Source organism: Epilithonimonas sp. UC225_85 (assembly GCF_042695135.1).
Lineage (GTDB): Bacteria > Bacteroidota > Bacteroidia > Flavobacteriales > Weeksellaceae > Epilithonimonas.
On sequence record NZ_CP170547.1, the window covers coordinates 3,381,014 to 3,394,308 of the forward strand.

14 protein-coding genes are annotated in these 13,295 nt (G+C 36.6%); all 14 read left to right on the forward strand.

Going from position 1 to position 13,295, the window contains the following annotated elements:
- The first annotated feature begins 1 nt into the window (after nt 1).
- The 14 genes from ACFJGY_RS15365 to hisIE all read left to right on the forward strand — a co-directional run bounded on the left by ACFJGY_RS15365 (nt 2) and on the right by hisIE (nt 13,294).
- The gene (locus ACFJGY_RS15365; RefSeq protein ID WP_379965576.1) at nt 2-481 is read left to right on the forward strand and encodes a Fur family transcriptional regulator; all 480 of its coding nucleotides are present in this window, start codon (nt 2-4) and stop codon (nt 479-481) included.
- Nucleotides 481-2,226 carry an OstA-like protein gene (locus ACFJGY_RS15370; RefSeq protein WP_379965579.1) on the forward strand — a complete coding sequence of 582 codons (1,746 nt, stop codon included), beginning with the start codon at nt 481-483 and terminating at the stop codon, nt 2,224-2,226. Before ACFJGY_RS15365 ends, ACFJGY_RS15370 begins: the two co-directional genes overlap by 1 nt.
- Nucleotides 2,227-2,253: 27 nt before the next feature.
- Nucleotides 2,254-2,958, forward strand: coding sequence for a hypothetical protein (locus ACFJGY_RS15375; protein WP_379965582.1), 705 nt, complete (start codon nt 2,254-2,256; stop codon nt 2,956-2,958).
- Between the two features lie 66 nt (nt 2,959-3,024).
- Complete coding sequence (locus ACFJGY_RS15380; protein WP_379965585.1) at nt 3,025-4,209, forward strand: aspartate aminotransferase family protein; 1,185 nt, start codon at nt 3,025-3,027, stop codon at nt 4,207-4,209.
- Nucleotides 4,210-4,671: 462 nt separating this feature from the next.
- Complete coding sequence (locus ACFJGY_RS15385) at nt 4,672-5,058, forward strand: START-like domain-containing protein (RefSeq protein WP_034970246.1); 387 nt, start codon at nt 4,672-4,674, stop codon at nt 5,056-5,058.
- 49 nt (nt 5,059-5,107) lie between these two features.
- Nucleotides 5,108-5,914 (forward strand): aminotransferase class IV, encoded by an 807-nt coding sequence (locus tag ACFJGY_RS15390; RefSeq protein ID WP_379965589.1) that lies wholly within the window; start codon nt 5,108-5,110, stop codon nt 5,912-5,914.
- A gap of 230 nt (nt 5,915-6,144) precedes the next feature.
- On the forward strand, nt 6,145-7,002 hold the full coding sequence (hisG, locus tag ACFJGY_RS15395) for an ATP phosphoribosyltransferase (protein WP_379965592.1): 858 nt from the start codon (nt 6,145-6,147) through the stop codon (nt 7,000-7,002).
- Nucleotides 7,002-8,294 carry a histidinol dehydrogenase gene (hisD, locus tag ACFJGY_RS15400; RefSeq protein WP_379970213.1) on the forward strand — a complete coding sequence of 431 codons (1,293 nt, stop codon included), beginning with the start codon at nt 7,002-7,004 and terminating at the stop codon, nt 8,292-8,294. The genes hisG and hisD overlap by 1 nt, the downstream gene beginning before the upstream one ends.
- Entirely contained in the window at nt 8,284-9,318 is a 1,035-nt protein-coding gene (gene hisC / locus ACFJGY_RS15405; protein ID WP_379965595.1) for a histidinol-phosphate transaminase, read from the forward strand. The genes hisD and hisC overlap by 11 nt, the downstream gene beginning before the upstream one ends.
- Nucleotides 9,319-9,421: 103 nt before the next feature.
- Entirely contained in the window at nt 9,422-10,555 is a 1,134-nt protein-coding gene (gene hisB, locus ACFJGY_RS15410) for a bifunctional histidinol-phosphatase/imidazoleglycerol-phosphate dehydratase HisB (protein ID WP_379965598.1), read from the forward strand.
- A 30-nt stretch (nt 10,556-10,585) separates the two neighbouring features.
- Nucleotides 10,586-11,167 carry an imidazole glycerol phosphate synthase subunit HisH gene (hisH, locus tag ACFJGY_RS15415; RefSeq protein ID WP_379965601.1) on the forward strand — a complete coding sequence of 194 codons (582 nt, stop codon included), beginning with the start codon at nt 10,586-10,588 and terminating at the stop codon, nt 11,165-11,167.
- 74 nt (nt 11,168-11,241) lie between these two features.
- Nucleotides 11,242-11,958: a 1-(5-phosphoribosyl)-5-[(5-phosphoribosylamino)methylideneamino]imidazole-4-carboxamide isomerase gene (gene hisA / locus ACFJGY_RS15420; RefSeq protein WP_379965604.1), complete on the forward strand. Its 717-nt coding sequence runs from the start codon at nt 11,242-11,244 to the stop codon at nt 11,956-11,958.
- Entirely contained in the window at nt 11,958-12,710 is a 753-nt protein-coding gene (gene hisF, locus ACFJGY_RS15425; protein ID WP_379965607.1) for an imidazole glycerol phosphate synthase subunit HisF, read from the forward strand. The genes hisA and hisF overlap by 1 nt, the downstream gene beginning before the upstream one ends.
- Entirely contained in the window at nt 12,707-13,294 is a 588-nt protein-coding gene (hisIE, locus tag ACFJGY_RS15430) for a bifunctional phosphoribosyl-AMP cyclohydrolase/phosphoribosyl-ATP diphosphatase HisIE (RefSeq protein ID WP_379965610.1), read from the forward strand. Before hisF ends, hisIE begins: the two co-directional genes overlap by 4 nt.
- Nucleotide 13,295: the final 1 nt, after the last annotated feature.

A 13,295-nucleotide genomic window follows, 5' to 3' on the forward strand; every position in this document is an offset into this window, starting at 1 on the left:
GATGGATACGAAACAAAAAGAGTTGAATATCGCAACTATAAAAGACGTTCTGAGACAGTACCTTATGGATAAAGGTTTCCGCAACACGCCGGAACGATATACCATCCTGGAGGAGATCTACAATATGGAGCATCATTTCAATGTGGACGATCTTTATCTGCTGATGATGCAGAAAAAATATCACGTCAGCAAAGCTACGATCTACAATACGATCGAGATTTTTCTGGACGCAGGATTGATCAGAAAGCACCAGTTCGGCGAAAAAACATTGAGTACATCTTCTTATGAAAAATCTTATTTTGATAAGCAGCACGATCATTTGGTGATCTACAAAGAAGATTCTGATAAAGTTATTGAGGAAATTATAGAATTTTGTGATCCAAGGATCCAAGGTATCAAAGAATCAATAGAAAAAGCATTTGGTGTGAGTATTGATACACATTCCTTGTACTTCTACGGACACAAGAAGTCTGAAAATTAATGAAGAAATCCTTTCTTTTTATTTTACTTTTAACTGTTGTAAGAATCTTTTCGCAAGTTACACCAGACCAAAATCAGGGTTTGGTAAAAGATCCTTTTTTCAGCAATCCAAATCCAAATACAGAAGCTTCCAAGAAAGTTCAGCATAGACATTCAGATACTGCCGGTGTAAGTCCGGATAAATATGAAGGAAATATGGTTTTCTCCGGAAATGTCGTGTTCGAGCATCAGGGATCTGTTCTTACTGCAGACGAAGTTGTTTTTTACCAGAAAGAAAATTTCCTGAAAGCCATCGGAAACGTTGTTCTTACAACAGCAGACGGAAACCGAATTACCGCCGAAGAGATGGAATATGACGGAAACACACAACGTGGAATTGCCAGAAGAAACGTCGTTCTCACCGATCCAAAACAAACCATCAAAACGGAAACACTGTATTACGACAAGATCCCAAACACAGCTTATTTCAATACTGGAGGAACAATCTATAGTAATGATGGAAGTGTGATGTACACAAAAGCCGCCACTTATTATCTTAACTCAAAGATGATCGATTTTATAGGTCGCTCTAATATTGAAACTGATAAATACACCATTATAAGTGACAATATCAAAACAAATCAAAATACAGGTGTCTCTGATTTCTTCGGTCCAACAACTATTCGAAGCAAAGAAAATCCTATAAATTACGTCTATACGGAACAAGGAACTAATAATTCCAAAACCGGCGAGTCCTTCCTTAACAAGAATTCCAGAATTCATTACAACGGCAAAATATTGACGGGAGACAAACTATATTTCAACAAAACCACCGGTTTCGGAAAAGGAACCGGCAACGTAAAATTGGATGATCCAAAGCAAAACCGTTACATTATAGGTGGTTATGGAGAAGTATACGAGAAAAAAGATTCAGCGATGGTTACAGACAAACCATATTTGGTAAAAGTACTTACCAAAGATTCGGTTTATATGTCGGCAGAAAAATTCCTGAGCTTTCAGAAACCGGATTCTGCGAACGCACTCAAGAAAAAAAGCTTTTTGCGTGCGTACAGAAAGGTGCGGATTTTCAAAACTGATATGCAGGGACGTGCAGATTCTCTCAGTTTCAATGAGACCGATGGCGAGATGCACCTGATGAGAAAACCGATTCTCTGGATGGGTGTAAAACAGATCACCGGCGACGAGATCCGTATCTACAGCGATCCCGAAAAAGAGATCACAGATTCTATCAGAGTGTTAGGAAATGCTTTCGCAATCAGCAAAGCAGATTCTCTTAATCTGAAGGACGAATTCAATCAGATCAAGAGCAAGAATATGATCGTTTATCTTAAGAATAACACGATTGACATTGCAAAGGCTGTCGGCAATGCACAAGCTATCACTTATGCAGACGACACCAATCAAAAAACAAAAGAAGTCACCAGAATTGGGGTTGCACTCTCCACTTGCGGTGAGATTGTTGCCGGCTTTATAGAGCGTAAATTAGAAAACGTGGATTGTAACATTGGTGCTAATTCCGATATCTATCCAATGAGTAAAATCTCAAAAGACGAACGCTTTTTCAAAGATTTCAACTGGAATACCAAAGACCGGCCGCAGAAATGGCGGGACATTTTCCTGGATACGCCAAACTATCCGGAAACTGTTTATCAATCCGACAATTCTCTCTTCGAACGAGCCGATGCCGAACGCAAAAAACTCGAGGAAAAGAACAAACCGAAAACGCCGGTTCGGGTTAAGAAGTAGAATTTAATCCAGAATTAATTATTTACAATGAAAATATCAAACACATTTAAAGTTATTATTTGTTTTTCGATTGTATTAATTGGTTGTACGAAGAAATATTCAACTTTAATTATTGAACTTAAAAATCAGAAAAAATCAAGTGGCATTTTTGCAGAGCTAAATAAATTAGTTGTGAAAAAAGACAACAAGATTTTCAAAACATTTTTACCAAAAGATATAAACCCATATCTAGGCAACCCGCTAAAAATTGACAGTCTAGAAAAAGGCATTTACCAATTCGAATATGATGACTTATTCGGACGAAAGCAAATAAAAATCTACGTAGCTAAAAACAGAAAAGAGGTTGACACTTTAATTATCAATCCTGATTATATTGACACTTCAAAACAAATAGAAAATTCAATTATTAAAAAATTAAAGGACAATCAAATCATTTTTAATTTCGAATCGAAAGGTTGTTTCCACATGACTTCTGATTCAATAATTGTTCAAAATAAGAATAATAAGTTTTTTCTCATAAACAAAGGAAAAACTAAAGAATTGAATCAAGAAGAGATAGATATATTGATTCAGTTTGAATCAGAACTATATTCAATTCCTCAAGAAAAAAGTTGTACAACTACCGAGTTTTACAAAATAAAATTCAAGAATAAAACTCAGGAATTTATTAATGGAAACTGCAGTTGGAATGGCTGGTACAATTTGAAGGAAGATTTAAAAATAAAAGACTAACAATATTACAGATTACGATTTCTATTTTCTATAAATTCCCGAACTTTGGAGGAGTTTTTAATTACAATGGATTTAAAAGAAGATTTCTATCAATACCAAGCCCAGACTACACCCTATGCTGCAGGTTTCGAAGTAGAAAAAGCAGAAGGAAGCTATATCTACGGAAAAAACGGAATCGCTTATCTGGATTTTGTAGCTGGCGTTTCCGCAAATACATTGGGGCATTCTCATCCAAAAGTTGTGAATGCCATCAAAGAACAGGCGGACAAATATCTGCACGTGATGGTCTACGGCGAATATGCTCAGGAAAAACCGGTCGCACTCTGTAAATTATTGGCAGAAGCTACACCCGAACCTTTGGAAGTAACTTACCTCGTCAACTCCGGTGCAGAAGCTATTGACGGAAGTTTGAAACTGGCCAAACGTTATACAGGAAGAGAAGAAATCATCGCTTTTAAAGAAGCGTATCACGGGAATACGCACGGCGCACTTTCTGTTGCCGGAAATGAAGTTCACAAACGAGAATTCCGTCCGTTGCTGCCAATGGTAAACTTTATAGAGTTCAATAATGAAAATGACTTTGATAAAATCACGGAGAAAACGGCTTGTGTGATTGTGGAAACTATTCAGGGAGCGGCAGGTTTTATAATGCCGAAAGACAATTACTTTATTCATCTGAAAAAACGTTGTGAGGAAGTTGGTGCGTTGTTGATTCTAGATGAGATTCAGCCGGGTTTTGGACGTACTGGAAAGCTGTTTGCCTTTGAACATTTTGGAATTGTTCCGGATATTCTCGTGATGGGAAAAGGAATGGGCGGTGGCGTTCCGGTTGGCGCTTTTATGAGTTCGAGAGAAATTATGACCAGCCTTTCACATTCGCCGAAGTTGGGACACATCACCACTTTTGGTGGAAATCCATTAATCGCAGCTGCTTCTTTGGCAACTTTGAAAGAAGTTTTGGAAAGCGGATTGATGGAAGAAACTGATAAAAAAGAAAAACTCTTCCGGGAATTGCTGGTTCATCCGAAAATTAAAAACGTAAATGGAAAAGGTTTGATGTTGGCCGTAAATCTTGGAAGTCCTGAATATACTTTGAAAGTCGCTTCCAGATGTATGGAAAAAGGCTTAATTGTCTTCTGGCAACTGTATCGAAATGAATATATGAGAATCTCGCCGCCTTTAACCATCTCCGAAGATGAAATCCGAAAAGGTTGTGCAATTATTTTGGAAGCTTTGAATGAAGTGGAGTAAATTTTTTACTAAAACAATTTTTTAATCACTTTGTTATTTCGTAGGAAACCTAACGAAGTGGTTCGACAAAGTCAATCTCGACAGCGAAGTTTAGATTCCTCCGGAATGACAAAAGTGCGTTTTTATATTGACTTGTGATTTGTACTGAAAATGCAGCCCGACTTATCTCATCTTTTCTATTTTTTATTTGGAATCGATGAACCACTTCGTTAGGTTTGAGCGGAAATCCTTTTTTGCGTGAACTCAATTTCTATTTAGGCTGAAATCGTCTGCAAAAAAAGATTGGGAGCGGAAGGCGGATAAAGCTGCCCAAATAATCGATGGATTGTAGGTTTTTCGAATCGTAGAAATCAGCTAATAAAAATCATACATTATTTCTATAAAAATTTTGAATTTCCATAGACATTTTGATTTGGAAATAAAAAATTAATTTATATATTGCGCCACAATTAGAATTTGAATATGGCGAAAACGAAAGTGCAGTACGAATACAATATGCATTGTCTCTCAGAGATTTTGTACGAGTATTTGGCGAGTGCAGAAGGATTATCAGAATGGTTTGCGGAAGATGTAGTGGAGCGTGGAGACGATTTTTTCTTCAGCTGGGGAAGTGGTCCTGCTGAGAAGGCAACATTGATTCGTTATAAGCCGGAAAGTTTCGTGCGTTTCCGTTGGGAAGAGGACGAAGGTTCCAAATATTTCTTCGAACTTTCTATTGTTATAGACGAGATCACAGATGACCTTTCTCTGAATATTACAGATTTTTGCGAGCCTGGCGATGAGGAAGAAAACAGACTCTATTGGGAAAACCTGATAGAAAATCTACAGTTAAAATTAGGAGCTTCTTAAAAATAATGGATGAACGATTTTATCGTTCATTATTTTTTTATATTCTACAATGCAGAAGATAGTTTACACACAAGACAATTTACAGTTACTGAACCGTTCTTTTCTTTTTGGAGATTCGGTTTGGGTTTCATTTTTCATCCGAAACGGCCAAATCATAATGGCGGAGGAATCTTACTTTTTCCTGATGGCTTCGATGCGGAAGATGAGATTGAACATTCCTTTAACTTACACGTTGGAATTCTTCCAGGATTTATTTCAAAATGAAGTTTTATCAAAAGGCGTACAGAACGGAATCGTGCAATTGATGGCTTACAGAAAACAGGACGACAAACCTTTGGCAAAATCGGAAACGGCTTTCTTTTTTGAAGTGGACGAGACAGAAGATGTTTTGAAGATTCAAGGAAATGTGGAGTTGGATTTGATTAAGGAAATCAATGTGAATGCTAATCTTTTGAGTAATATCCGGGTACATTCGCCGGAAAATATTTATGCCCAAATCTATGCGAAAGAAAATGATTTAGACGATGTGATTCTCCTCAATCCAAACAAAAAAATCGCCAGAAGTATCTTCGGAAATCTTTTGTTTTTGCAGGATAATGTGATCAAAATTCCTAAACAAACCGAAGGTGCGTACATTTCGCCGTTGATGGAAAACTTCGTCACTTTCATTCATAAAAATAAACTGGCAGAGATAGAAGAAGCGGAAATCATCGCTTTCGAATCTCAAAAAGCGGAAGAAATCTTAAGAATTTCTGACGAAAAAGGTGTTCATTCTGTCTCTAAAATCAGGAATAAAACATTTGAAAATACGAGGTTTTCTGAGATGGTTCAGAAGTGGGCTGAAAATTTTATTTAGTTAATTTTACTAAAAAGTTAGATTTAATTAAAATAAGTTCTATACATTTGCTTCATCAAAACATCAAAATGACTACACAATTTATGCATCATCATCACCATTTCCTCGCACAGACGGGAAGGTAGTGATATGTCATAACTTCTAAAAATATAACCGTCTGAGTAATCAGTCGGTTTTTTTATTCCAAAAAATTCTCCTGTCGTTTACTCGGACCAATGTCAAAATCTAAAATGAGTAAACTGAAATTAGCCTTACAAAAAAGCGGACGACTGAGCGAAAAGTCTCTCAAACTCCTCGAAGAATGCGGAATCAAGATTTCCAACGGCACCAGAAAACTGAAAGCTGTTTCTTCCAACTTTCCTCTCGAAATTCTATTTCTTCGCGACGATGATATTCCGCAATACGTGGAACAAGGTGTTGCCGATATTGGAATCCTTGGACTGAATGAAGTTCTGGAGCAAAAAAAACAAATCGAAACTATTCAAAAATTGGGATTTGCACAATGCAGATTATCTCTGGCGATTCCGAAGGAAGAAAGTTATAACGGAATCCAATATTTCGAAGGCAAAAAGATTGCAACGTCTTATCCCGAAATTCTATCAAACTATTTCAAAGAAAAGAACATCAACGCACAAATCGAAAAGATTGGTGGAAGCGTTGAAATTGCACCTGGAATTGGACTTTCCGATGCGATTTTCGACATCATCAGTACAGGTTCTACTCTACTCACAAACGGTTTGAAAGAAGTAGAAACGGTTGTGGAAAGTGAAGCCGTTTTGGTTTCCAACAATGATTTGACTGATGATAAAAAAGAAATTCTCAAAAAACTATTATTTCGAATCAACGCTGTAAAAGAAGCTTCCGAAAGCAAATATATTCTTCTGAATGCACCTAACGAAAACCTTGAAAAAATCATCAACATTTTACCAGGAATGAAATCTCCGACTATTCTTCCACTGGCAGAAAGTGGCTGGTCATCCATCCACTCCGTGATTAAAGAAGACCAATTTTGGGAAGTCATAGAGAAGTTGAAGAATGAAGGTGCGCAGGGAATTTTAGTTTTGGAAATCGAAAAAATGATATTATGATGAAGCAGTACAAATATCCAAGCATCAAAGAATGGAAATCACTTTGTGAAAGACCTTTGCAGAATCAGGAAAATCTCTCTGAGCAAGTGAAATCTGTTTTTGATGAAGTGAAAATTAATGGCGACAAAGCTTTGAAGTTTTACACAGAAAAATTTGATGGCGTTGTTTTAAATGATTTCAACGTTTCAGAATCAGAAATCAATGAAGCAAAAAATTTAGTTTCTGATGAATTAAAATCTGCCATACAAACTGCTTCCGAAAATATCCGAAAATTTCACTCTTCTCAACAAGAAGAGAAAAAAATAATTGAGACGACAGAAGGTATTTTTTGCTGGCGAGAAAGCCGAGCAATTGAAAATATTGGAATTTATATTCCCTGTGGAACCGCGCCTTTGTTTTCCACAGTTTTGATGTTAGGAATTCCGGCAAATATTGCAGGTTGCAAAAACATTTCGCTTTGTTCGCCTCCAGATAAAAATGGAAAAATCAATCCGGCGATTTTGTTTGCTGCAAATTTGGTTGGAATCAAAAACATTTATAAAGTTGGTGGAAGTCAGGCGATTGCAGCTTTAACTTTTGGGACAGAAACGATTCCGAAAGTTGATAAAATCTTTGGTCCAGGAAATCAATATGTGACTTTTGCGAAACAAGTGGCACTCACTTACAATGTTGCCATCGATATTCCGGCTGGTCCGAGTGAAGTTTTGGTCATTGCTGATGAAAGTTCAATTCCTGCTTTTGTAGCGTCGGATTTACTGTCACAAGCGGAACACGGAACGGATTCTCAAGTCATTTTATTGAGTGATTCTGAAAGAGTTATTAATGAAATTAATATTGAAATTGAAAGACAACTAAAAGAATTACCGCGTAACAAAATCGCTAAAATTGCATTACAAAACAGCAAATCTATTTTGTTGAATTCCATTGACAAAGCCATTGACTTTTCTAATTTTTATGCACCAGAACATTTGATTTTGTCAATCGAAAATGTAGAAAATTTCACTGATAAAATCACAAACGCAGGTTCAGTTTTCCTCGGAAATTACAGCCCGGAAAGTGCAGGCGATTACGCTTCCGGAACCAATCACACTTTGCCAACAAACGGTTTTGCGAAAAATTACAGCGGAGTTTCTTTAGACAGTTTTGTAAAGAAAATCACATTCCAAAATATCACGAAGAATGGAATTAAAAACATCGGAAACACCATTGAATTAATGGCTGAAGCCGAAGAATTGATGGCTCACAAAAATGCAGTTTCTGTCAGATTAAAATACTTAGAAAATGAAAATTGATACTCAAAAATTGGTCAGAAAAAACATTCTCAATCTCAAACCTTATTCTTCTGCAAGAGATGAGTTTAAAGGTGATAACGGGATTTTTCTGGACGCGAACGAAAATCCTTTTGGAGATTTGAATCGTTATCCAGACCCTTATCAAAGAAAAATTAAGAAAAAATTGAGCGAACTTAATCAAATTCCTACAGACAATATTTTCCTCGGAAATGGAAGCGACGAAGTGATTGATTTGGCTTTCAGAATATTTTGTGAGCCAGGAAAAGATAAGGTTCTGACATTTGCGCCAACTTATGGAATGTACGAAGTTTCCGCCAATATCAACTATGTTGAATTAATTAAGTTTGATTTGAATGATGATTTTCAAATTGATTTGGAGACTTTAAAACCTTATTTAAATGATGAAAATCTAAAAATTATTTTCATCTGTTCTCCAAACAATCCGACAGGAAATTCAATTAAAAATATAGAATATATTCTTGAAAATTTTAAAGGAATTGTTTTTATTGATGAAGCTTACATTGATTTTAGTCCGGAAGAAAGTTTTAAAAATCAAATCAAAAACTATCCAAATCTCATCGTGAGCCAAACGTTCAGCAAAGCTTGGGGAATGGCTTCCGTTCGGGTTGGAATCGCTTACGCATCAGAAGAAATTATCAAATTTTATAGTAAGACGAAACCGCCTTACAACATCAGTCAACTCAATCAAAATGCAATTCTTGAGACATTAAAAGAAGAAAATAAAAATCAAGTTTCAGAAAATATCAAACTGATTTTAAATGAAAAAAAACTTCTGATTCAAAATTTAGAACAATTGAGTTTGGTCAATAAAACATTTCCTTCTGACGCTAATTTTGTTTTGGTAGAAGTTGAAAATGCAGATTGGATTTACCAAAAATTAGTTGCAGAAAATGTCATCATTAGAAATCGAAATTCGGTCATCAAAAACTGTTTGAGGATTACTGTTGGTACTCCAGAAGAAAATTTGAAATTGATAGAGGTTCTCAAAAGAATTAAAATATAAAAAGACTTCAAAAACTCACTGCAACAAGGCTAACTGGAATTGTTAACCACTGTCAGGCTGAGGCTCTCGAAGCCATAATAAAATAAAAAAGTCCATAAAAAAAATGAAAAAATTATTATTTATAGACCGCGACGGAACTTTGGTTCTTGAGCCGGAAGATTATCAGGTTGATTCTTTTCAAAAGCTGAAATTCTATCCGCAGGTTTTCACTTACCTTTCAAAAATTGTCAACGAACTGGATTACGAATTGGTAATGGTAACCAATCAAGACGGTTTGGGAACAGATTCTCATCCCGAAGAAAACTTTTGGACAATTCAAAATTTCATCATTGAAACATTTGAAAGTCAAGACATTAAGTTCGAAGATGTTTTCATTGATAAAACCTTCGCCAAAGACAATGCGCCTACCAGAAAACCGAACACCGGACTATTGACAAAATATTTCGATAAAGATAGTTACGACCTAGAAAATTCTTTCGTAATAGGTGACAGAATTACTGATGTCAAACTGGCAAAAAACCTTAATTCAAAAGCAATTTTCATCAATAATGATGAAAATCTAGGCGCCGATGAGATTTTAGAAAATGATGATTTAGAAAATGTGATTGGTTTAAAAACAACTTCGTGGAAAGAAATCTACGAATTCCTGAAACTCGAAAACAGAACTGCAGAAATCATTAGAAATACCAACGAAACCAAAATAAAAATCAACCTAAACCTCGACGGAACCGGAAAATCCAACATCGAAACCGGAATTCCGTTTTTCAATCATATGCTCGACCAGATTGCAAAACACGGTCAAATGGATTTGGAAATCAAGGTCGATGGCGATTTGGAAGTGGACGAACATCACACGATAGAAGACACCGGAATTGCCCTCGGAGAGGCTTTTTACCAAGCTTTAGGAAACAAATTGGGGATCGAACGTTACGCTTTCGTTTTGCCGATGGATGATTGCCTGGCGCAAGTTGCACTCGATTTTGGCGGACGAAACTGGATTGTTTGGGAAGCGGATTTCAAACGTGAAATGATCGGAAAAATGCCAACTGAAATGTTCTTCCATTTCTTCAAATCTTTCTCCGATTCGGCAAGAGCAAATCTCAATATCAAAGCGGAAGGCGAAAACGAACACCACAAAATAGAATCCATTTTCAAAGCCTTTGCAAAATGCCTGAAATCTGCCGTAAAACGCGATCCAGACAAAATGATTTTACCATCAACAAAAGGAATGCTTTAATTATCAATTATAAATGATGAATTATTAATTATGAAGACAGTCATTATTGATTACAAAGCTGGGAATGTTCAAAGTCTTCAATTTGCAATTGAAAGATTAGGCTTTTCGGCGAAACTTACGAATAATCCCGACGAAATTTCCAACGCGGACAAAGTCATTTTTCCGGGTGTCGGCGAAGCGTCTTTTGCGATGAATTCGTTGCGGGAAACTCATCTGGATCTGTTGATTCCTGAGCTAAAACAGCCACTTTTTGGAATTTGTCTCGGGATGCAATTGCTTTGCAAAGACTCGGAGGAGGGCGATACGAAAGCTTTGGGAATCTTCGACGTTTCGGTCAGGAAATTTCCGGATTCGGTCTTGGTTCCGCAGATTGGTTGGAATCAGATTTACGATTTGAAATCGGATTTGTTCAAAGGAATTCCGGAGCAGACCTACACGTATCTCGTTCACAGTTATTACATTGCAAAAAACGAAAACACGATTTCGACCACAGATTACTCCGAAGCATACAGCACGGCTTTGCAGAAAGACAACTTTTTCGGCGTTCAGTTTCATCCCGAGAAAAGCGGAATTCTGGGAAGCAAAATATTAGAGAATTTTTTGAAATTATAGAATTAAAAAAAAGAAACCAGAAGGGTTCAATTTGAATAGCCGTAGGTGAAACCTATGGAAAAAATAGAATAAAAATGAGAATCATCCCAGCAATAGACATTATCAACGGCGAATGCGTCCGGCTTTCCAAAGGAGATTACAGTCAGAAAACGATTTATAATTCCAATATTTTGGACGTTGCCAAAAACTTCGAAGCTAACGGAATCCAATTTCTGCATTTGGTAGATTTGGATGGCGCAAAACAAAGTCAAATCATCAATTATAAAATCTTAGAACAGATTTCCAAAGAAACCAATTTAATCATCGATTTTGGTGGCGGTCTGAAATCCCAAAAAGACATTGAAATCGCCTTTGAAAGTGGCGCAAATCAGGTCACGCTTGGAAGTGTCGCCGTAAAAAATCCAGAATTGTTTCAAGCAAGTTTTGAAAAATATGGTTCAGAAAAAATCATTTTGGGCGCTGATGCACGACAAGAAAAAATCGCAGTTTCCGGATGGCTTGAGGAAAGTGAAAAGAACATTTACGATTTCATCAAGCAAAAAACAGAATCCGGAATCGAATTCGTTATCTCCACAGACATCGACAAAGACGGAATGCTGGAAGGCCCTTCTTTCGAGTTATATCAAAACATAATTTCGCAAAATGAAAAAATAAAACTCATTGCTTCCGGCGGAATTACTTCTACTAATGATTTAGTTCAATTAAAATCATTAGGTTGTGAAGGCGCAATCATCGGTAAAGCTTTGTATGAAAACAGGATTACGTTCAACGATTTAAAACCATTTCTATAATGTTAGCAAAAAGAATCATTCCGTGTCTCGATATCAAAAACGGCGAAACAGTGAAAGGTGTCAATTTTTTGGATTTAAAAGAAGTTGGAAATCCGGTTGAAATGGCCATCAAATATTCTGAACAAGGTGCAGATGAATTGGTTTTTTTGGATATTTCCGCAACAGACGAACGCAGGAAAACCTTAATTCCACTTGTTAAGGAAATTGCTAAAAACATCAACATTCCATTCACCGTTGGCGGCGGAATCAACGCTTTGGAAAATGTAGAAGAACTTTTGAAAAACGGTGCTGACAAAATCACGATTAATTCGGCAGCGTTATCGGATCCAAACTTGATAACCGAAGTTGCTAAACGATTTGGCTCACAATGTATGGTTGTAGCGATTGACACCAAATTTGTAGAAAATCAACACAAGGTTTTCAGCAACGGCGGGAAAATTGAAACTAATAAAGAGTTATTTTCCTGGGCAAAAGAAGTGGAAAATCTAGGTGCGGGAGAAATCCTATTAACCTCGATGAATACAGACGGAACAAAAGCCGGCTTTGCGATTGACATCACGAAAACACTTTCAGAATTAATTAATATTCCAGTAATTGCTTCGGGAGGCGCAGGAACGATGCAACATTTTGAAGACGTGTTCACGGAAACCAAAGCGACCGGAGCTTTGGCGGCGAGTATTTTTCACTTCAATGAAATCGGAATCCCGGAACTTAAAAATTATCTTAAATCTAAAAATCTACCCATACGATGACCATAAAATTTGACAACAATACAGGATTAATTCCAGTAGTCATTCAGGATTATCTGAATCTGAAAGTTTTGATGCTGGGTTATATGAATCAGGAAGCTCTCGACAAAACTCTGCTGGAAAAGAAAGTCACATTTTTCTCCCGTTCCAAAAACAGACTTTGGACAAAAGGTGAGACTTCCGGCAACTTCCTTGAATTGATTGATTGGAAACTGGATTGTGATAACGACACAATTCTCATCAAAGCAAAACCTTTTGGTCCAACTTGCCACAACGGAACGACAACTTGTTTTGCGGAGGAAACAGACAAAGGATTTTTGTATGAATTGCAGCAAACAATTTCTGATAAAATTGATAACAACGATGACAGTTCTTACACCAACGAACTTTACAAAAGAGGTATCAACAAAGTGGCTCAAAAGGTAGGCGAAGAAGCTGTGGAACTCGTCATAGAAGCGAAAGACAACAACGATGAACTTTTCCTGAATGAAGCTTCAGACCTAATGTATCATTATTTGATTTTGCTGAAAGCTAAAGGTTTTTCATTAGAAGATGTTGAAAAGGTTTTGAAATCGAGAAGTAAATAAA